Source organism: Oryzisolibacter sp. LB2S (assembly GCF_040732315.1).
Classification (GTDB): domain Bacteria; phylum Pseudomonadota; class Gammaproteobacteria; order Burkholderiales; family Burkholderiaceae_C; genus Alicycliphilus; species Alicycliphilus soli.
This window is the reverse complement of record NZ_CP160388.1, coordinates 1,028,400-1,047,297: the sequence shown is the minus strand read 5'-3', so window position 1 is coordinate 1,047,297 and position 18,898 is coordinate 1,028,400. Positions and strand designations below refer to the sequence as shown.

The window sequence follows — 18,898 nt, the reverse complement described above, 5'->3', positions numbered from 1 at the left end:
CCATGCTCGAGCGCCTGAAGAACATCCTCCCGCCCTGGATGCACGACTGGCTCGACATCATCGTGCCGGGCACGCAGATCGCGCTCATTCTTCTGGCGGCGCTGCTGCTGCACTACCTGCTGCGACGCCTGATCCGGCGCGCGAGCGACCACTACCAGTTTCCGCACGAGCTGCTGACACCCATCAATGCCGTCGTGCGCTGGCTGGTCCTGGGCGGTGCCGCGCTGCTGGCGCTCGAGCGCCTGGGCGTGTCCGCCACCGTGCTGTGGACGGCCTTCACCGGCTTTGCCACCGTCGGCGCCGTGGCCTTCTTTGCGGCGTGGAGCGTGCTGTCCAACCTGTTCTGCGCGTTTCTGATCCTCACCGTGGGGCCGTTTCGCGTGGGTGACCACATCGAGCTGCTGGACACGGCCGAAAAGCCCGGCGCCCTGGGCCGGGTGCTGGACATCAACCTGCTCTACACCACACTCGAAGATGCCACGGCCCCCGACCCCGGCACGCTGCTGCAGATACCCAATGCACTGATCTTCCAGCGCGTGGTGCGCCGCTGGCGCGCGGGCACGCCGGTGCCGGCCCACAAGCTTCATCCCACAGCGGCTTCACAGGCCGCGGCTGGGGCAGAATCGGCATCTGCCCCGAAGGCGGTCAGCTTTCCCTGATGGCACGAGGGGCAGGACCAGGAAGTTGACCCATGACAACTGCCTGCCCGCCGTAGCAAAAAATTGGTATCAGTGCCAGCCTTGCTTACCCTGTTGCCAATACCATGCACACGGCCAATCATGGCGGTTTGATTGCAGGCCCCTACCGGGGCCTGTCGATTGTTCAGACCGCTTTACCAAAAGTTGGAGATCGTTTTTATGAGCATCCCGTTCCGCATGCATACCATCGTCGCCGCACTGGGCGTGGCCAGCGCAGCCCTGCTGTCCACTGCACATGCGCAGGTCAAGATCGCCATGGTCATCCCGGCCACCGGCCCGCTCACCCAGTACGGTGACATGGTCAAGGAAGGTGTACTCACCGCCGTCGAGCAGGCCAACGCCGCCGGCGGCATCAATGGCAAGAAGATCGAGACCGTGATCGTGGACGATGCCTGCGAACCCAAGCAGGGTCCCGTGGCCGCCAACCGCGTGATCAACGACAAGATCCACTATGTGGTCGGCCCCGTGTGCTCCGGCGCCGCCATTGCCGCCGCTCCGATCTACAACAACGAGGGCGTGGTCGTCGTGACCCCGTCCGCCACCTCGCCCGCACTCACCGAGGGCAAGAACTTCCACTTCATCTTCCGCACCATCGGCCGCGATGACCAGCAGGGCCCGGCCGCTGCCAAGTTCATCGCCGAGAAGGTCAAGCCCAAGAAGGTGGCCGTGCTGCACGACAAGCAGTCCTATGGCCAGGGCATCGCCTCCTCGGTGCGCGACGACCTGAAGAAGGCCGGCATCAACGTGGCGCTGTTCGAGGGCATCAACGCCGGTGACAGCGACTACTCCGCCGTCATCACCAAGCTCAAGAGCGCCGGCGTGGACTTCGTCTACTACGGCGGCTACCACCCCGAGATGGGCCTGCTGCTGCGCCAGGCCGGCGAACAGGGCCTGAAGGTCAAGATGATGGGCCCCGAGGGCGTGGGCAACCCCGAGGTCAACGCCATTGCCGGCCCCGCCGTCGAGGGCATGCTGCTGACCCTGCCTGCCGACTTCTCCACCAACCCCAAGAACGCCGCCATCGTGAAGGCCTTCAAGGACAACAAGCGTGACCCGGGTGGTGCCTTCCAGATGACGGCCTATGCCGCCGCGCAGGTCATCATCGACAGCGTCAAGGCCGTGGGTGACAACCCCACCAAGGTGGCAGACCACATGCACAAGACCAGCTTCGAGACGCCCCTGGGCGCCATCAGCTGGAACAAGAACGGTGACCTGAAGTCCTTCGACTTCCAGATCTTCGAGTGGCACAAGGACGGCAGCAAGTCCGTCGCCAAGTAAGCATCCCGCCTCCGACACCCCGACGCCTCCCCCCTGAGGAACCACGGCGATCGGGGTGTTTTGCCGTTTGCCCCAGACACTGTGACAATGCCCGGCATTCGCGTCGGGCGGGTTCTCCGTGTCCGGGACCTGCCTCCCCTTTTCTTCCCATCTCTTTATCGAGAGGCCCAGGATGTCTGAATTCCTGCCGCAGCTGTTGCAACAGCTCTTCAATGGCCTGTCGCTCGGAGCGATCTACGCACTGATTGCCATCGGCTACACCATGGTGTACGGCATCATCGGCATGATCAACTTCGCGCACGGCGAGATTTACATGATCGGCGCCTATGCCGGCCTCGTCACCCTGGCCGCCATAGGCACGCAAAGCGGCCTGCCCATCGCCGTCATCATCGCGCTCATGCTGCTCGTGGCGGTGCTGGTCACGGGCGTCTACGGCTTTGTCGTCGAACAGGTCGCCTACAAGCCGCTGCGCAATGGCCCCCGCCTGGTGGCCCTGATCTCGGCCATCGGCATGTCCATCTTTCTGCAGAACTGGGTGGCCCTGGGCCAGGGCGCACGCGACATGGCCGTGCCCTCGCTGCTGCCCGGTGCGCTGCGCTTTGGTGCCGAAGGCGGCTTCGAGGTCTACGTGCCCTACACCCGCGTGCTCATCATCGTGGTCACGGTGGTGCTGATGATCGCCCTCACGCTCTACATCAAGCATTCGCGCATGGGCCGCGCCAGCCGCGCCTGTTCGCAGGACATGCACATGGCCGGGCTGCTCGGCATAGACGTGAACCGCGTGATCTCCTTCACCTTCATTCTGGGCGCGGTGCTCGCCGCCGTCGGCGGCGTGCTGATCGCGCTGGCCGTGGGCAAGCTCAACCCCTTCATCGGCTTCATCGTCGGCGTCAAGGCCTTCACGGCCGCCGTGCTCGGTGGCATCGGCTCCATCCCCGGCGCCATGCTCGGCGGCGTGTTGCTCGGCGTGGCCGAGACCTTCGCCGCCGCCTACATCTCGTCGGAATACAAGGACATCGTGGCCTTCAGCCTGCTGGTGCTGATCCTGCTGTTCCGCCCCACCGGCCTGCTGGGCAAACCCGAAGTGGAGAAAGTCTGATGAGCACCGCTGTCACCTCCTCCCGCCCGAGCTGGCGCCAGAACCTCGCGCACGCCCTCACCGCGACGGTGCTCACCGCCGTTGTCGTCACGCCCATCTTCGGCCTGCATCTGGAACGCGCCGGGGTGCGCACCATCATCACCCAGCACTGGAGCAATGTGGCCTGGGCCTGCCTGCTGGTCTTCATCGTGCAGATGCTGCGCCCGCTGTGGGCCGGCCGCGGCCTGAGCCTGCCCTGGCCCAAGCTGCCAGCCATTCCGACGCGCCAGCGCGGCGTGTGGATTGCCGCGGCGCTGCTGCTGGCTGTCGTCTGGCCCTTCTTTGCCGGCCGCAACGCCGTCGACATCGCCACCCTGGCCATGATCTACGTGATGCTCGGTCTGGGCCTGAACGTGGTGGTGGGCTTTGCCGGCCTGCTGGACCTGGGCTTCGTGGGCTTTTATGCCGTCGGCGCCTACACCTACGCCCTGCTGTTCCACTGGGCCGGCTGGAGTTTCTGGGAGGCTCTGCCGCTGGCCGGCGCCGCGTCCGCGCTGTTCGGCTTCGTGCTCGGCTTTCCGGTACTGCGCCTGCGCGGCGACTACCTGGCCATCGTGACCCTGGGCTTTGGCGAGATCATCCGCCTGCTGCTGACCAACATGACTGGATTCACCGGCGGGCCGGACGGCATCTCCGGCATCCCCAAGCCCAGCGTGTTCGGCCTGGAGATGGCGCGCAGCGCCTCGGCCGAAGGCGCGACCACCTTCCACCAGTTCTTCGGGCTGGAGTTCAACTCCATGCACATGGTGATCTTTCTGTACCTGATGGCGCTGCTCTTGGCCGTGGTGACGCTGTTCATCAGCAACCGCCTGATCCGCATGCCGATTGGCCGCGCCTGGGAGGCGCTGCGCGAGGACGAGATCGCCTGCCGCTCGCTGGGGCTCAACCCCATGAAGATCAAGCTCTCGGCCTTCACGCTGGGTGCCATGTTCGCGGGCTTCGGCGGCGCGTTCTTCGCGGCGCGCCAGGGCATCGTGAACCCCGAGTCGTTCACCTTCATCGAGTCGGCGCTGATCCTGGCCATCGTGGTGCTGGGTGGCATGGGCTCGCAGCTGGGCGTGATTCTGGCGGCTATCCTGCTCACGGTGCTGCCCGAGTTTGCGCGCGAGTTCGCCGAGTACCGCATGCTGATCTTCGGCCTGGTGATGATTCTGATGATGATCTGGCGCCCGCAAGGCCTGCTGCCCATGCAACGCCACCATGTGGAGGTGAAGTAAATGGCCGGCAGCAGCAACAACAGCTTTCTGCAGGTCGAGGGCCTGAGCATGCGCTTTGGCGGCCTGCTGGCCGTCGACGGCATCGCCTTCGACGTCAAGGAACGCGAGATCTTCGCCATCATCGGCCCCAACGGCGCGGGCAAGACCACGGTGTTCAACTGCATCAGTGGCTTCTACCGACCGACCACCGGCAAGATCCGCCTGCAGGGCCAGGACATTGCCGGCCAGGGCAGCCACAGCGTGGCCCTGCACGGCCTGGTGCGCACGTTTCAGAACGTGCGCCTGTTCAAGCACATGACGGTGCTGGAAAACCTGCTCGTGGCCCAGCACCGGCATCTCTCGACCAATCTGCTGTCGGGCCTGTTCAAGACCCGCAGCTACCGCGAGAGCGAGGAAAAGGCCTTGCAGAACGCGCTGCACTGGCTCGACTACATGGGCCTGCGCGAGTTCGTGAACCGCGAGGCCGGCAACCTCGCCTACGGGCACCAGCGGCGCCTGGAGATCGCGCGCTGCATGGTCACCAAGCCGCGCGTGCTCATGCTCGACGAGCCCGCGGCGGGCCTGAACCCGCAGGAGAAGAAGGACCTGCAGGGCCTGATCGAGAAGCTGCGCCAGGAATACGGCGTGGCGGTTCTGCTCATCGAGCACGACATGAGCCTGGTGATGGGCGTGTCCGAGCGCATCCTGGTGATGGAATACGGCCGCCCGATCGCCCTGGGCACGCCCGAGGCCATACAGAAGGACGAGCGCGTGATCAAGGCCTACCTCGGAGAAGAATGATGCAAGCCATGCTCGAACTCAAGGGCATCAGCACCCACTACGGCGCGATCTGCGCCGTCAACAATGTCAGCCTGCACGTGAACCAGGGCGAGATCGTCTCGCTCATCGGCTCCAACGGCGCGGGCAAGACCTCGCTGTTGATGACGCTGTGCGGCAACCCGCGCGCCAGCAGCGGCCAGATACTGTTCGAGGGCGAGGACATCACCAACGCCCCCTCGCATCTGATCATGAGAAAGGGGATCGCCATCTCACCCGAGGGGCGGCGCATCTTCCCTGCACTCACCGTGGCCGAGAACCTGCAGATGGGCGGCTTCTTTCAGACCAAGGAGGCGATTGCCGAGGGCATGGAATACGCCTACAAGCTGTTTCCCCGCCTGAAGGACCGGGCCAACCAGCGCGCCGGCACCATGAGCGGCGGCGAGCAACAGATGCTGGCCATTGGCCGCGCCCTCATGAGCAAACCACGCCTCTTGCTGCTCGACGAGCCCACGCTGGGCCTGGCACCACTCATCATTGCGCAGATCTTCGAGATCATCCAGGCCATTCGCGCCCAGGGCGTGACGGTGTTCCTGGTGGAGCAGAACGCGAACCGGGCGCTGTCGATTGCCGACCGTGGCTACGTGCTCGAGACAGGCCGCCTGGTGCTCGAGGACACGGGCGCCAACCTGCTCACCAACCCCGACGTGCGCAAGGCCTATCTGGGCCATTGACCCCGCGTCCTGCCAATCCGAAAAAAGGGGAGCGTGCAATGCACGCTCCCCTTTGTGTTTTTGGCAGCCCGCAGGCCGCCGACATCAGACTCGGTCAGGAACCGGATCAGCCGCAGCAGGCGCCGCCCGAGCAGCAGGAATCCTCGGCGGAGTTCTTGGATGCGGCCTGCTTGCCGATCTGCACACGCCACAGATCCGGGCCCTGCTGCAGATAGGTCCAGGCCAGCTGACCGGGGGCGCGGCCCTCGAGCTGCATGTGCAGCGGCACGGGGTTGTGGTCATTGACGATCACGAACGACTCGCCCGGCTGCAGGGCGTCGAAACGGCCAAAGATCTGCGCGTGGCGCTCGTAGGGGGGGATGGTGCGCACGTCGATTTCGGCAACGGTGGTGCTCATGGTTCAACCTTTCAGGTAAAGAAATCGGGAAGAGGAAGGGGAATCGGCTCAGCCGTCCTTGCCATCAAGGCGCGTCTGCGTGAGCCAGGGGGTGTAGATCACCAGGTAGATCGCAAAGGCCACGGCCCACAGGCAGGCGGCGGCCTCCACGGCGTAGGCATACCAGGCCGGCTGAAGCGCGGGCACCAGCACGCGCGCCACGGCGGCCAGCAGCACCAGCACATAGGCCACGACCTCGCCACGCGAGGCCATCAGCGGCCGGCCCGTGTGCCCGCGTGCGGTGCGCGTGATCATTCCGATGATCAGCCCACCGATCACGCCGATCGCAAACGCATGCACGGCGAGCGACACGCCCACCAGCCCCCATTGGGCCAGTGCCAGCAGCGCAAAGCCCAGCGGCGTCCAGGCATAGGACAGATGCAATATCCACAGGATGGGGCGCTTGAGCGTCACCTGGGGATGCCAGTGCCACAGGCGCACGGCATGCAGCACCGCCGCCAGCGCGCTGGCGAGCCCGAGCAGCGCGGCGGGCGCCTGCAGCACCCACAGCGCCAGCGTGACCGCGGTCACGGCCAGCAGCGTCATCTCGAACCTGCGCGAGACGTTGATCACCAGACCGGGCGTGACGTTCTTGGTGAACATGGGCACGACGCGTCCCGTCATCACGCACACCACCATCATGATCAGCGCGAGCTGCGCATACAGCGCCGACACGGCGGACCAGGTGATCACGCCCAGCACCGAGAGGTGGAAGGCCAGATTGGCCAGCGTCATGAGCAGCAGCAGCGAGACGAGCGGAATGTTGCGCTTGTTGCCGGCCTTGATGAGCACGCGCAGCAGCACCAGCGCCGCGGCCGGCAGAAGCGCCATGTCCAGCGCCATGAACACGCCATAGGGCGCGCCCAGCGCCGCGATGCGCGCCGCCAGCCACAACAGGATCAGCGCGCCCAGCAGCGGCCCGCGCGCGGTCTCCAGCCCCGTCCAGGCCTTTACGGCGGTGAGCAGAAAGCCCACGACGACACCCGCGGCAAAGCCGAAAAGCATCTCATGGCCATGCCACAGGAGCGGCGGCAGATCCAGCCGCAGATCGAAGTAACCCAGGAACGCCGCGGCCCACACCGGCACCGACAGGCAGGCCAGCAGCGCCGCGCCCAGATAGAACGGCCTGAAGCCCAGGCGCAGCACGGGCCAACCCGGCAGCGCGGCGGCCGGTTGCGGTTTGTCAGAGATTTGGTGGAGTTGCATCATGAAATCAGGAGATGTGGAACCAGTCCGAAACGGCGACCACCTTAAGTTTCATTTTACATGAATCTTTATGAAAACCCCAACCGGCCGCGCACTCGGCGCGCCGGTGTGGGCTCAGGCCCGATCAATCGCCCAGGCAGACGCCAATGTCGCGTGCGGTGACGATGAGCTCGTGGTCCAACGGCACCTTGCGCTGGGTGTTGGCCACCCGCGCAATGTCCACGCTGCCCGTTCGTCCGTCCTGCAGCGTGACCATGCGGCCCAGGCGCCCCTCGATGACGAGCTGCGCCGCATGGTGGCCAAAGCGCGTGGCCAGCACGCGGTCGAACGGCGTGGGATCGCCGCCGCGCTGCACATGGCCCAGCACGGTGGCGCGCACCTCGCTCCTGAGGTGCGGCTGCAGTTGCTGGCGCAACACATGGGCCACGCCGCCCAAGCGCACCGGGTCGGGGCTGCCGGCGACATGCTCGCGCACGGTGAGCGTGCCGCCGCGCGGCTTGGCGCCCTCGCCCATGCAGATGATGGTGTAGCGCTGGCGCTGCTCGCGCTCGCGGCAGCGGTCGATGATGGCGTCGAGGTCGTAGTCGATCTCGGGCAGCAGGATGATGTCGGCCGCGCCGGCGATGCCGGCCTCCAGCGCCAGCCAGCCGGCGTTGCGGCCCATGGTCTCGACGATCATCACGCGATGGTGGCTGCTGGCCGTGCTCTCCACGCGGTGCAGCGCCTCGGTGGCCGTGGCCACCGCCGTGTCGAAGCCAAAGCTGCGCTCGCACAGCGCGATGTCGTTGTCTATGGTCTTGGGCACGCCCACGCAGGACAGACCGATCTGCCTGAGGCCATGGGCCAGGCTCATGGTGCCATCACCGCCGATGGCGACCACCACGTCCAGGCCCAGCGCACGCACGTTGCGCTCGACCTGCGCCAGCGTGGCCGCGTCCTTCAAGGGGTTCGCGCTGTTACTCGTGCCCAGGATGGTGCCGCCCATGTGCAGAATGCCCGAGACCTGCACCCAGGCCAGTGGCAGCGTGCGCGGCGTGTCGCCCATCAGGCCCTCGAAGCCGTCGGCAATGCCCAGCACCTCGCAGCGGCCATGGTGGATGAGCGACTTGGTGACGGCGCGAATCACCGCATTCAGCCCCGGGCAATCGCCGCCGCCGGTCAGCACTCCTACGCGCATATCGCCTCCTCCGGCCTTCAGGGCAACAGGTCCAGCGCGTGCATATAGGCCGGCTGCAGCATGAGCTCGTCCCAGGGCTGGGGCAGGGTCTCGGGCAGCAAGGCCTGGCGGCGCGCCTCGCTCGCGCCGCTCGCCTGCCAGCGGCCCGCGGCCTGGGCGGCGGCCAGGCCGGCTATGAGCTCGTCCACGGCCGTCCCCTCACCCAGGCTCTGGTTGCACAGCAACACCAGGTCGCAGCCGGCGTTCAGCGCCGCCACGCCCGCGTCGGTGTAGCTCACCACCTGGCCATCGATGCGGCGCGCGCCCTCCATGCTCAGGTCGTCGCTGAAGATGGCGCCGTCAAAGCGCAGGCGGCCGCGCAGAATGTCCTGCAGCCATTTGCTGGAGAAGCCCGCGGGCCGGCCGTCCACCTTGGGGTAGATGACATGGGCGGGCATGACGCTGGTCAGCACCGTGGACAGCCAGGGGTACGGCGCGGCGTCATCCTGCAGGATGGCCTTGAGGCTGCGCCGGTCCACCGGAATCTCGGTGTGCGAATCGGCCTTGACGAAGCCATGGCCGGGGAAATGCTTGCCGCAGTTGGCCATGCCGGCCTGCAGCAGGCCCTGCATGAGCGCGCGCGCCAGCATGGCGACCACGCGCGGGTCGCGGTGGAAGGCCCGGTCGCCAATCACGCCGCTCTCGCCCCAGTCGAGGTCGAGCACCGGCGTGAAGGAAAAGTCCACGCCGCAGGCGCGCAGCTCGCTGCCCAGCACATAGCCCGCTGCCGTGGCGGCCTCCATGGCGCGCATGGCGCCGCTGCCCTGGCCGGACTTGCCATCCTGCATCCACAGCTCGCCCAGGGCGCGCATGGGCGGGACATGCGTGAAGCCATCGGTGCGAAAGCGCTGCACGCGCCCGCCCTCGTGGTCCACGCAGATCAACAGATCATCACGCACGGCCTTGATGGCGGCCGTGAGCCGCACAAGCTGCGCGCGGTCCTGCCAGTTGCGCGCAAACAGGATCACGCCGCCGACCAGCGGATGCTGCAGGCGGCGGCGGTCCACGTCGGACAGCTCCTGGCCGGCCACGTCGATGATCAAAGGGGCGTGTTCTGTCATTGAGTTACTTTCGTTTTGATAGCTGGTTGCGCTTTCTCGGTGGGCGCTGGAGGCCGATTTTGCTTTGATTCTCTGACGCTGGCCGCCACGGCCTAGCAAGCATAAACCACCGTCATCCCCGCGAAGGCGGGGATCCACAGTCACCACGCCACCCCTGGCCGTCGCCGCTGGATCCCCGCCTTCGCGGGGATGACGGCCATGGTGGATTCTTTGCCTGGCGTGGCCGGAGCGCGCAACGGGCACCGCGCGGGCTGCCTCAATCCTTCTCGACCACGCAAAAGCTCGCCGCGTAGTCGCTCTCGTCGGTCACCGAGAGGTGCACGCGCAGGCCGCGCGCCTCGCACCAGTCCTTGAGCGCGCCATGCAGCACGATGCTCGGCTGGCCGCTCGCCAGGTTCACTACCTCGCAGGCGCGCCAGGTCATGGGCATGGTCATGCCAAGGCCAATGGCCTTGCTGAAGGCCTCCTTGGCGGAAAAGCGCGTGGCCAGAAAGCGCACGCCGCGCTCGGGCCAGCGGGCGCTGCGCGCGCGCCAGGTGGCGAGCTCGCCGGCGGCGAGCACGCGCTCGGCAAAGCGGTCGCCATGGCGCGCAAGGCTCTCGCGGATGCGGCGCACGTCGCAGATGTCCGTGCCTATGCCGTAGATCATGGTTTGTGAATCAAATATGCCACCAGCGCTTGTGCAGCAATCGCTAGCAGCTATGAATTCAGGAGTCTCGCTCTAGCATGCCCTGGTCTATGCAGCGCTGGTAGGCGCGCACCGTGTCGTCGTAGCCCAGCTCCAGCGCGTCGGCGATGAGCGCGTGGCCAATGGACACCTCGAGCACGCCTGGCACGGCGCCCAGAAAGTCGGCCAGGTTGTCGCGGTTCAGGTCATGCCCGGCGTTGATGCCCAGGCCCGCGGCCGCGGCCGCCATGGCGGCCAGGCGGTAGCGCGCGAGCTCGGCCGACTGCTGCGGCCCGCCCCAGGCGGCGGCGTAGGGTTCGGTGTAGAGCTCCACGCGGTCGGCGCCGACGGCGCGCGCCGGGGCCATTTGCTCGGGGATGGGGTCCATGAACAGGCTCACGCGTACGCCAAGCTCGTGGCATTCGGCGATCAGCGGGGCCAGGCGCTCGGCGTCCTCGGGGAAGCGCCAGCCATGGTCGCTGGTGAACTGCTCCACGCTGTCGGGCACGAAGGTGGCCTGATGCGGGCGCACCTGGCGGATGAACTCCATGAGGTTGTGCGTGGGGTTGCCCTCGATGTTGAACTCGGCCTCGGGCCATTGCTTTAGCAGCTCGGCCAGCTCGTACACGTCCTGCGCGCGGATGTGGCGCTCGTCGGGCCGGGGGTGGATGGTGATGCCCTGGGCACCGGCCTCCAGGCACAGCTGCGCGGCGCGCGTGACGCTGGGAATGCCCAGATGGCGCGTGTTGCGCACCAGGGCGACCTTGTTGACGTTGACCGAGAGGGCGGTGCGTGGATGTGAGGTCATAGCGATTGCAGGTCCATCATGAGCTGGCGCGTGCGCAGCAGGGGGCTGCCGCAATGGTATTGCAGCAGCGTGCGCAATTGTGCTTTGAGCTCGGCCGCGGCCTGGGTTCCCGCGTCGGCCACGGCGCGCAGCACGGCCGTATAGCCCGCGGCCCCGCCCTGCTCCAGCGCGGCCTGCAGCGCCAGCCACTGCGCGCCCGTGAGCGCCGCGCGCTCAGCCGCAGCGGCCGCGCGCAGGCCGCCCTCGGCCACCAGGGTATAGCGCGCATCGGGCGCCAGGGCGGCGAGCGTCGCGGTCTCGGCATCGAGCGCGGGCAGCAGGCCGATCTCGCGCAACAAGAGCAGCTCGAAGGCGCGCAGCACGGGCTCAAGCGTGTCGCCATGCGCACCGCTGCCCAACACGCGCACCACGCCGGCATAGAGGTCGAACAGACCAGCATGCGTGTCCTCGCGCGCGAGCAGGCGCAGCAGCAGTTCGTTCAGGTACATGCCGGCGAGCAGCGCGTCGCCCGTGGGCAGCACATGGCCCCCGGCCCATTCCGCGCCCTTGAGGGCGTGGATCTCGCCCTGCCCGACCTCGCCCGCCCAGCCCCAGGCGAGGCGCAGGGGCTGCAGCGGCAGCAGCACGGGGCGGAAGTTGGAGGTGGGCTTCTTCGCCCCCTTGGCAACCAGCGCCACGCGGCCGTAGTGGCGCGTGAACACGTCCAGGATCAGGCTGGATTCACTCCAGTCGTAGGCGTGCAGGACATAGGCGGGTTCGTCGGCAATGCGGCGTGTGGCCATGGGGATGCTTACCCCCTCCTCCCCTGGGGCGCGGCCTGCGGCGCCGGCGCATCAGTACCGGCAGGATGCCGGCGCTCCAGGCCTGCATGCCAGGCGCAGAGGGGTTCACTCATAACCAAAAGAGCGGACGCGCGCCTCGTCATCGGCCCAGCCAGAGCGCACCTTGACCCAGACCTCGAGGAACACCTTGGCGTCCATGAGCTTTTCGAGCTCCAGGCGCGCCTCGGTGCTGATGCGCTTCAATTTCTCGCCCTTCTCGCCGATCACCATGGCCTTGTGGCCCTCGCGCTCGACGACGATGGTGGCCGCAATGCGGATGAAGCGCTTGTGCTGCTTGCTCTTTTCCTCGTCCCACTTGTCGATGACGACCGTGGAGGTGTAGGGCAGCTCGTCGCCCGTGAAGCGGAACAGCTTTTCGCGCACCGTCTCGCTGGCGAGGAATTTTTCGCTGCGGTCGGTGAGCTCGTCCTCGGCGTACCACCAGGGCTGCTCGGGCAGGTATTTTTCGCAGATGCCGAACAGGCGCTCGATGTCGCCCTTGTTCTTGGCCGACATGGGCACGAACTCGGCGAAGGGGTGCCTCTCCTGCATGCTCTTGAGCCAGGGCGCGATCTCGGCGCGGCGGTGCACGGTGTCGAGCTTGTTGGCGATGAGCAGCGTCGGGATGCCGGGCTTGAACAGACTCAGCACCTTGGCGTCGGCCAGCGTGAAGCTGCCGGCCTCGACGACGAACAGGATCAGGTCCACGTCGCCGATGGCGCCCATCACGGTCTTGTTCAGCGACTTGTTCAAAGCCGTGCTGTGCCGGGTCTGAAAGCCAGGCGTGTCCACAAAGACGAACTGCGTGCTGCCGAGCGTGCGTATGCCGGTGATGCGGTGGCGCGTGGTCTGGGCCTTGCGGCTGGTGATCGAGATCTTCTGGCCCACGAGGGCATTCATCAGCGTGGACTTGCCCACGTTGGGCTTGCCCACGATGGCGATCAGGCCGCAGCGCTGGCCCTCGCCGCCGCTGCCTGCGGGACGGGCCGCGGCGAGCATGGATTCAAGGTCATTTTGGCCTCCAGCGCCCGACTGATCAGCGCCTCCAGCTTCTGTATTCATAGCATTCATGGCTGTTTCGCCTTCAGTTGGGTCAGCATGGCGGCGGCGGCAGCCTGCTCTGCCGCGCGGCGCGACGCGCCGCTGCCGCGCGCCACGAGCCGCAGCGCGGGCACCTCGCAGACAACGTGGAACTGCTGCCGGTGGGCAACGCCCGTGGTGCCCTCCACGCGGTACTGCGGCAGGCTCATTTTGCGACCCTGCAGCCACTCCTGCAATGCGGTCTTGGCGTCCTTTGCGGCCTCCTGCAGGCGCGGGCTGAGCTCCACGCCCTCGAACAGGCGGTGCACCAGGGCCTGGGCGACCTCATAGCCCGCGTCCAGATAGACGGCGCCGATGATGGCCTCGAGCGCATCGGCCAGGATGGAGGGGCGCTGCTTGCCGCCGGACTTGGTTTCGCCCTCGCCCAGGCGCAGCACCTCGGGCAACTCGAGCCGCATGGCGATGCCGTGCAGCGAATCCTGCTTGACCAGCAGGGCGCGCACGCGCGAGAGCTCGCCCTCGGGCAGGTCCCGCATGCGCTTGAAGAGCAGGCTGGAGACGGACAGATTGAGCACCGAATCGCCGAGGAACTCCAGGCGCTCGTTGTGCTCGGCGCAGTAGCTGCGGTGCGTGACGGCACGCGCAAGCAGCGACGGGTCGGAAAACCGGTACTGCAGGCGCTGCTGCAGCGCCGAAAGACTGTCGGATGGCACTAGTTCGTCGATTCCTGGAAGCGGTAGACCAGATAGGCCGGTCCCGCGAGCGCGATCTCGCGCGAGTAGTTGAAAGAGACAACGACCTTGTCGTCGCGCTTGGTGATCTCCAGGTCCTTGCCGGAGATGGAATGGATGTCGTCGATCTGCGCGGCGCGGTCGAACGCGGCGCGGACCTCGGGCACGGTGGTGCCGTCCCTCGCGGCCTTGGCGGCGGCCTTCTTGATGGCCATGTATTCAACGAAGATCGGCACGGACTGCCCGCCTATGGCAAACGCCGCGACGGCGATCAGGCCCACGAAGATCACCCCGATGAACGACAGCCCGCGCTGACGCGAACGAACTGCAATGCGTTGCCGCCCCATATTGCTTCTCCCTCTCTGTACTGTGTCTAGTTGAACGAGCCGATGCGCTTGAGGTTGCCGAAGTTCATCCACACGAAGAAGGCCTTGCCCACGATGTTCTCGTCCGGCACGAAGCCCCAGTAGCGCGAATCGAGCGAATTATCGCGGTTGTCCCCCATCATGAAGTAATGCCCCTCGGGCACCGTGCAGGACACGCCCTCGACGCTGTAGCGGCACAGATCGCGCGAGGGGAAGTTGCTCGCGCCCTGGATGAAGGCAGGCATCTCGGGGTTGTTCAGGATGCGGTGCCTGTGCGTGCCCAGCTGCTCCTCGAACTGCTTGAAGTAGCGCATCGCGTCCTTGTCGAAGAAGTCGGGCAGCTGCGTGGTCGGCACGGGCTTGCCATTGACGGTGAGGCGCTTGTCCAGGTAGGCCACCTCGTCGCCGGGCAGGCCGACGACGCGCTTGATGTAGTCCATGCTGGGCTGGGGCGGGTAGCGGAACACCACGACGTCGCCGCGCTCTATGGGCTTGCCCTCGGTGATCTTGGTGTGGATCACGGGCAGGCGCAGGCCGTAGGTGAACTTGTTCACGAGGATCAGGTCGCCCACGAGCAGCGTGGGGATCATCGAGCCCGAGGGAATCTTGAACGGCTCGAACAGAAAGGAGCGCAGCAGGAAGACGACGGCGATCACGGGGAACAGCCCCGCCGTCCAATCGAGCCACCAGGGCTGCATCAGCAGGCGGCTCCTGGCCTCGGACACGTCGCTCACGCCGCCATCGACCTTTTGTATGCCCATGCGGTCGAGCTCGGCGCGGCGCTGGGCGGCGGCGTCCTCGAGTGCCTGGGCTGCCTGGCGCCGGCGCGGCAGGAACACGAAGCGCTCGGCCAGCCAATAGGCGCCCGTGACCACGGTGGCCAGGAACAGCAGCAGCGCGAAGTTGCCCTCGATGGCGCCCAGATACCAGGCGGCGATATAGCCCACGAAGGCCGCGAGCACCACGCCCGTGATGTATTGCATGGCTTGCATCGTCTATCAATCCTCCACCTGCAGAATGGCCAGGAAGGCCTCCTGCGGAACTTCCACCGAGCCGATCTGCTTCATGCGCTTCTTGCCGGCCTTCTGCTTTTCCAGGAGCTTGCGCTTGCGCGTGATGTCGCCGCCGTAGCACTTGGCGAGCACGTTCTTGCGCAGCGCCTTGATGGTCTCGCGCGCGATGATGTTGGCGCCGATGGCCGCCTGGATGGCCACGTCGAACATCTGGCGCGAGATGATCTCGCGCATCTTCGCCGCCACGGCGCGGCCGCGGTAGGCGGCCTGGCTGCGGTGCACGATGATGGACAGGGCGTCGACCTTCTCGCCGTTGAGCAGGATGTCCACCTTGACCACGTCGGACGCGCGGTACTCCTTGAACTCGTAGTCCATCGAGGCATAGCCGCGGCTGACAGATTTGAGCTTGTCGAAGAAGTCGAGCACGATCTCCCCGAGCGGCATCTCGTAGGTCAGCATGACCTGGCGGCCGTGGTACTGCATGTTGATCTGCACACCGCGCTTCTGGTTGGCCAGCGTCATCACCGGGCCCACGTAGTCCTGCGGCATGTACAGGTGCACCGTGACGATGGGCTCGCGCACCTCCTGGATGCGGCCCTGGTCGGGCATCTTGGACGGGTTCTCGACCTGGATGACCTCGCCGTCACCCTTGACCACCTCGTAGACCACGCTGGGCGCGGTGGTGATGAGGTCCTGGTCGAACTCGCGCTCCAGGCGCTCCTGCACGATCTCCATGTGCAAGAGACCCAGAAAACCGCAGCGAAAGCCGAAGCCCAGCGCCTGCGACACCTCGGGCTCGAAGTGCAGCGAGGCGTCGTTGAGCTGGAGCTTTTCCAGCGCGTCGCGCAGCTGGTCGTACTGGTTGGCCTCGGTCGGGTAGAGACCGGCAAACACCTGGGGCTGGATCTCCTTGAAACCCGGCAGCGGCGTGTCGGCCGGCCCCAGGTTGTTGGGCAGCTTCTTCTCCAGCGTGATGGTGTCGCCCACCTTGGCAGCCTTGAGCTCCTTGATGCCGGCGATGATGTAGCCCACCTCGCCCGCGCGCAGCTGCTCGCGCTGCGACTGCGCGGGCGTGAACACGCCGAGCTGGTTGGCGTCGTAGGCGGCGCCGCTGGCCATCATCTTGAAGCGCTCGCCCTTCTTCAGCTCGCCGTCGACCACGCGCACCAGCATCACCACGCCCACGTAGCTGTCGAACCAGCTGTCGATGATCATGGCGCGCAGCGGCGCGTCGCTCTTGCCGCGCGGCGCCGGCACCTTGGCGACGATTTGCTCGAGCACGTCGTCGATGCCCATGCCGGTCTTGGCCGAGATGGCGATGGCCTCGCTCGCGTCGATGCCGATCACGTCCTCGATCTCGGCCTTGGCGTTGTCGGGGTCGGCCTGGGGCAGGTCCATCTTGTTGAGCACGGGCAGCACTTCCACGCCCAGGTCGAGCGCGGTGTAGCAGTTGGCCACGGTCTGCGCCTCCACGCCCTGGCTCGCGTCCACGACGAGGAGCGCGCCCTCGCAGGCCGACAGCGAGCGGCTCACCTCATAGGAGAAGTCCACATGGCCCGGGGTGTCGATGAGGTTGAGGTTGTAGACCTGACCATCACGCGCCTTGTACTGCAGGGCCGCCGTCTGAGCCTTGATGGTGATGCCGCGCTCCTTCTCGATGTCCATGGAGTCGAGCACCTGGGCCTCCATCTCGCGCTCGGCCAGGCCGCCGCAGCGCTGGATGATGCGATCGGCCAGCGTGGACTTGCCATGGTCGATGTGCGCAATGATCGAAAAATTTCTGATGTGGTTCATCAATGAGATACGACAAATGAGGGCCTGGCCCCACCAGGGACAAGAAAAAAGGGCGCGTCAAGCAAGCGACGCGCCCTGAACCAACAATCTTTGGCAACTGCGATGGTTGGAGCCTCATTGTAGGCAAAAAGGTCCTGACACCAAGGTCAGCCCGGCCGGGTCCAGGGTCGTTGCCGAGTCACAACAACCACCTATCAACAGAATATCCACAGATTCAGGGTGATTTCCGTAGGCAAATCCTCGCAAGCTGTGGATCAGCTGTGGATGACCCATGCACAAATGCATGGCGCGCACGCTTATAACGGATATCTCCAATCTAGGGGCGTCATTCTATCGAACCAGGCCCATGGAAGCGGGCGCCACCACCTGTGGTGACGGCCCGCCCGCATCAGCGCTCGGGACGGATCAGCGTGTACTGCGCCCATTCGCCACGTCGCAGCAGGACATTGATGGGCTTGCCCTTGTCCAGGCGAGACAGGACGGACTCGAAATCCTTGAGATTGCGCACCTCGGTGTTGGCCAGGGCCACGATCACGTCGTCGGTACGCAGGCCGGCGCGGGCGGCCGCATCCTCGGCCGACACCACGCGCACGCCGCCCTTGATCTTGAGCTCCCGCGCCTGGGCCGGCGTGACTTCCGCCACCACCAGCCCAAGCTGCCGCGCCGCCTTCGCCGCGCCGCCCTTGGTGCCCGGCTCGGCCGCGGTGGCGGCCACCTTCTCATCGGGCTCGACCTCGCCAATGGTGATGGTCAGGTCGCGCGTCGCCCCGCGGCGGAACACCGTGATGCCCGTGCGCGTGCCCGGCTTGGTGTTGCCCACCAGCCGCGGCAGATCGGCCACCTTGTCGACCGGCTTGCCGTCGTAGCGCACGATGATGTCGCCGGCCTCTATGCCGGCCTTTTCGGCGGGCGAGCCCGACTCCACCCCGCGCACCAGCGCGCCCTGCGTCTTGGACAGACCGAGCGATTCGGCCACATCCTTGGGCACGGAGTCGATCTGCACACCGATGCGCCCACGGCTCACGCGGCCCGTGGCGCGCAGCTGGTCGCTCACACGCATGGCCTCGTCCATCGGAATCGCAAACGATATACCCATGAAGCCGCCGGAGCGCGAATAGATCTGGCTGTTGATGCCCACCACCTCGCCGCGCATGTTGATCAGCGGACCGCCCGAGTTGCCGGGGTTGATCGCGACATCGGTCTGGATGAAGGGCAGATAGTCGCCCGTGTCGCGCTGCTTGGCGCTCACGATGCCCGCCGTCACGGTGTTGTCCAGGCCGAACGGCGAGCCGATGGCCATGACCCACTCGCCCACCTTGAGGCGGCTCACGTCGCCCACACGCACGGCGGGCAGGCCCGTGGCGTCGATCTTCACCACCGCGACGTCGGTACGCTTGTCGGCGCCGATGATCCTGGCCTTGAACTCGCGTTTGTCGGTCAGGGTGACCAGCACCTCGTCCGCGCCGTCGACGACATGGGCATTGGTCATGATGAAGCCGTCGCTGCTCAGGATGAAGCCCGAACCCACGCCGCGCGGCTGCTCCTCGGGCTGCGGCCCCTGCCCGCGCGGCACGCGGGGTACGGGGATGCCAAAGCGCCTGAAGAACTCCAGCATTTCCTCGTCCATGCCGTTCATCGCCGGACGGGAACTGAGCTTCTCGCTGGTGCGGATGTTCACCACCGAAGGCCCCACCTGCTCCACGAGCTCCGTGAAGTCCGGCAGGCCACGCAGGGCCGGTGCCGACTGCGCATGCACCGGCGCAGGGCCTGCAAGCATGCCGGCAGTGCCGCCGACGGCCACCATCAATGCCAGGGCGCCAGAGCGCAGCCCTTGCCGCCAATCCATGCTGGACATCATCAAGCCATTCCTCCCGAAAGAACATGAACCCCCTGTTGCCGGGGGAGTGAAAGCCGCGCG

The 18,898-nt window shown here is 66.4% G+C and carries 19 protein-coding genes; 6 read left to right on the top strand and 13 right to left on the bottom strand.

Translation table 11 applies throughout. From position 1 onward, the window contains the following. Positions 1-2: 2 nt before the first annotated feature. The 6 genes from ABUE11_RS04970 to ABUE11_RS04945 all read left to right on the top strand — a co-directional run bounded on the left by ABUE11_RS04970 (position 3) and on the right by ABUE11_RS04945 (position 5,821). Complete coding sequence (locus ABUE11_RS04970) at positions 3-659, top strand: mechanosensitive ion channel family protein (RefSeq protein WP_367067941.1); 657 nt, start codon at positions 3-5, stop codon at positions 657-659. Between the two features lie 198 nt (positions 660-857). Continuing rightward, positions 858-1,976, top strand: a complete 1,119-nt coding sequence (locus tag ABUE11_RS04965; protein WP_367067940.1) for a branched-chain amino acid ABC transporter substrate-binding protein — start codon at positions 858-860, stop codon at positions 1,974-1,976. A 172-nt stretch (positions 1,977-2,148) separates the two neighbouring features. Further along, a complete protein-coding gene (livH, locus tag ABUE11_RS04960; RefSeq protein WP_367067939.1) occupies positions 2,149-3,075 on the top strand; it encodes a high-affinity branched-chain amino acid ABC transporter permease LivH in 927 nt (308 codons plus the stop codon). Then, positions 3,075-4,331: a high-affinity branched-chain amino acid ABC transporter permease LivM gene (locus ABUE11_RS04955; protein WP_367067938.1), complete on the top strand. Its 1,257-nt coding sequence runs from the start codon at positions 3,075-3,077 to the stop codon at positions 4,329-4,331. Before livH ends, ABUE11_RS04955 begins: the two co-directional genes overlap by 1 nt. Beyond that, positions 4,332-5,111 carry a high-affinity branched-chain amino acid ABC transporter ATP-binding protein LivG gene (gene livG, locus ABUE11_RS04950; protein WP_367067937.1) on the top strand — a complete coding sequence of 260 codons (780 nt, stop codon included), beginning with the start codon at positions 4,332-4,334 and terminating at the stop codon, positions 5,109-5,111. It begins immediately after the preceding gene. After that, entirely contained in the window at positions 5,111-5,821 is a 711-nt protein-coding gene (locus tag ABUE11_RS04945; protein ID WP_367067936.1) for an ABC transporter ATP-binding protein, read from the top strand. The genes livG and ABUE11_RS04945 overlap by 1 nt, the downstream gene beginning before the upstream one ends. A 106-nt stretch (positions 5,822-5,927) precedes the next feature. Here the strand turns inward: ABUE11_RS04945 and ABUE11_RS04940 are convergent, their stop codons facing one another. The 13 genes from ABUE11_RS04940 to ABUE11_RS04880 all read right to left on the bottom strand — a co-directional run bounded on the left by ABUE11_RS04940 (position 5,928) and on the right by ABUE11_RS04880 (position 18,838). Continuing rightward, positions 5,928-6,218, bottom strand: coding sequence for a DUF2249 domain-containing protein (locus ABUE11_RS04940; protein WP_367067935.1), 291 nt, complete (start codon positions 6,216-6,218; stop codon positions 5,928-5,930). A 48-nt stretch (positions 6,219-6,266) separates the two neighbouring features. Then, the gene (locus ABUE11_RS04935) at positions 6,267-7,466 is read right to left on the bottom strand and encodes an NnrS family protein (RefSeq protein ID WP_367067934.1); all 1,200 of its coding nucleotides are present in this window, start codon (positions 7,464-7,466) and stop codon (positions 6,267-6,269) included. 121 nt (positions 7,467-7,587) lie between these two features. After that, a complete protein-coding gene (locus ABUE11_RS04930) occupies positions 7,588-8,640 on the bottom strand; it encodes an ATP-dependent 6-phosphofructokinase (RefSeq protein WP_367067933.1) in 1,053 nt (350 codons plus the stop codon). 17 nt (positions 8,641-8,657) lie between these two features. Next, the gene (gene nagZ, locus ABUE11_RS04925) at positions 8,658-9,740 is read right to left on the bottom strand and encodes a beta-N-acetylhexosaminidase (protein ID WP_367067932.1); all 1,083 of its coding nucleotides are present in this window, start codon (positions 9,738-9,740) and stop codon (positions 8,658-8,660) included. Between the two features lie 256 nt (positions 9,741-9,996). Then, a complete protein-coding gene (gene acpS / locus ABUE11_RS04920) occupies positions 9,997-10,389 on the bottom strand; it encodes a holo-ACP synthase (RefSeq protein WP_367067931.1) in 393 nt (130 codons plus the stop codon). Positions 10,390-10,447: 58 nt separating this feature from the next. Further along, entirely contained in the window at positions 10,448-11,215 is a 768-nt protein-coding gene (locus tag ABUE11_RS04915; protein WP_367067930.1) for a pyridoxine 5'-phosphate synthase, read from the bottom strand. After that, positions 11,212-11,997: a DNA repair protein RecO gene (recO, locus tag ABUE11_RS04910; RefSeq protein ID WP_367067929.1), complete on the bottom strand. Its 786-nt coding sequence runs from the start codon at positions 11,995-11,997 to the stop codon at positions 11,212-11,214. Before recO ends, ABUE11_RS04915 begins: the two co-directional genes overlap by 4 nt. Positions 11,998-12,102: 105 nt before the next feature. Further along, entirely contained in the window at positions 12,103-13,035 is a 933-nt protein-coding gene (gene era / locus ABUE11_RS04905) for a GTPase Era (RefSeq protein ID WP_367067928.1), read from the bottom strand. Positions 13,036-13,103: 68 nt separating this feature from the next. Continuing rightward, positions 13,104-13,790 (bottom strand): ribonuclease III, encoded by a 687-nt coding sequence (gene rnc / locus ABUE11_RS04900; RefSeq protein WP_367067927.1) that lies wholly within the window; start codon positions 13,788-13,790, stop codon positions 13,104-13,106. Then, positions 13,790-14,155, bottom strand: a complete 366-nt coding sequence (locus ABUE11_RS04895; RefSeq protein ID WP_367067926.1) for a DUF4845 domain-containing protein — start codon at positions 14,153-14,155, stop codon at positions 13,790-13,792. The genes rnc and ABUE11_RS04895 overlap by 1 nt, the downstream gene beginning before the upstream one ends. Before the next feature lie 26 nt (positions 14,156-14,181). Then, positions 14,182-15,165, bottom strand: a complete 984-nt coding sequence (gene lepB / locus ABUE11_RS04890; RefSeq protein WP_367067925.1) for a signal peptidase I — start codon at positions 15,163-15,165, stop codon at positions 14,182-14,184. A gap of 6 nt (positions 15,166-15,171) precedes the next feature. Continuing rightward, a complete protein-coding gene (gene lepA / locus ABUE11_RS04885) occupies positions 15,172-16,980 on the bottom strand; it encodes a translation elongation factor 4 (protein ID WP_367067924.1) in 1,809 nt (602 codons plus the stop codon). Between the two features lie 388 nt (positions 16,981-17,368). Further along, positions 17,369-18,838: a DegQ family serine endoprotease gene (locus ABUE11_RS04880; RefSeq protein WP_367067923.1), complete on the bottom strand. Its 1,470-nt coding sequence runs from the start codon at positions 18,836-18,838 to the stop codon at positions 17,369-17,371. Between the last annotated feature and the right edge of the window lie 60 nt (positions 18,839-18,898).

Excerpts from the sequence above, each read along its gene's own strand:
- acpS (WP_367067931.1), bottom strand. The coding sequence starts at position 10,389 with ATGATCTACGGCATAGGCACGGACATCTGCGACGTGCGCCGCATCCGC.
- ABUE11_RS04955 (WP_367067938.1), top strand. The coding sequence starts at position 3,075 with ATGAGCACCGCTGTCACCTCCTCCCGCCCGAGCTGGCGCCAGAACCTC.
- ABUE11_RS04930 (WP_367067933.1), bottom strand. The coding sequence starts at position 8,640 with ATGCGCGTAGGAGTGCTGACCGGCGGCGGCGATTGCCCGGGGCTGAAT.
- livH (WP_367067939.1), top strand. The coding sequence starts at position 2,149 with ATGTCTGAATTCCTGCCGCAGCTGTTGCAACAGCTCTTCAATGGCCTG.
- ABUE11_RS04880 (WP_367067923.1), bottom strand. The coding sequence starts at position 18,838 with ATGATGTCCAGCATGGATTGGCGGCAAGGGCTGCGCTCTGGCGCCCTG.
- nagZ (WP_367067932.1), bottom strand. The coding sequence starts at position 9,740 with ATGACAGAACACGCCCCTTTGATCATCGACGTGGCCGGCCAGGAGCTG.
- ABUE11_RS04970 (WP_367067941.1), top strand. The coding sequence starts at position 3 with ATGCTCGAGCGCCTGAAGAACATCCTCCCGCCCTGGATGCACGACTGG.
- ABUE11_RS04965 (WP_367067940.1), top strand. The coding sequence starts at position 858 with ATGAGCATCCCGTTCCGCATGCATACCATCGTCGCCGCACTGGGCGTG.
- era (WP_367067928.1), bottom strand. The coding sequence starts at position 13,035 with ATGCTCGCCGCGGCCCGTCCCGCAGGCAGCGGCGGCGAGGGCCAGCGC.
- ABUE11_RS04940 (WP_367067935.1), bottom strand. The coding sequence starts at position 6,218 with ATGAGCACCACCGTTGCCGAAATCGACGTGCGCACCATCCCCCCCTAC.
- recO (WP_367067929.1), bottom strand. The coding sequence starts at position 11,997 with ATGGCCACACGCCGCATTGCCGACGAACCCGCCTATGTCCTGCACGCC.
- lepA (WP_367067924.1), bottom strand. The coding sequence starts at position 16,980 with ATGAACCACATCAGAAATTTTTCGATCATTGCGCACATCGACCATGGC.
- ABUE11_RS04935 (WP_367067934.1), bottom strand. The coding sequence starts at position 7,466 with ATGATGCAACTCCACCAAATCTCTGACAAACCGCAACCGGCCGCCGCG.
- ABUE11_RS04915 (WP_367067930.1), bottom strand. The coding sequence starts at position 11,215 with ATGACCTCACATCCACGCACCGCCCTCTCGGTCAACGTCAACAAGGTC.
- ABUE11_RS04945 (WP_367067936.1), top strand. The coding sequence starts at position 5,111 with ATGCAAGCCATGCTCGAACTCAAGGGCATCAGCACCCACTACGGCGCG.
- lepB (WP_367067925.1), bottom strand. The coding sequence starts at position 15,165 with ATGCAAGCCATGCAATACATCACGGGCGTGGTGCTCGCGGCCTTCGTG.
- livG (WP_367067937.1), top strand. The coding sequence starts at position 4,332 with ATGGCCGGCAGCAGCAACAACAGCTTTCTGCAGGTCGAGGGCCTGAGC.
- ABUE11_RS04895 (WP_367067926.1), bottom strand. The coding sequence starts at position 14,155 with ATGGGGCGGCAACGCATTGCAGTTCGTTCGCGTCAGCGCGGGCTGTCG.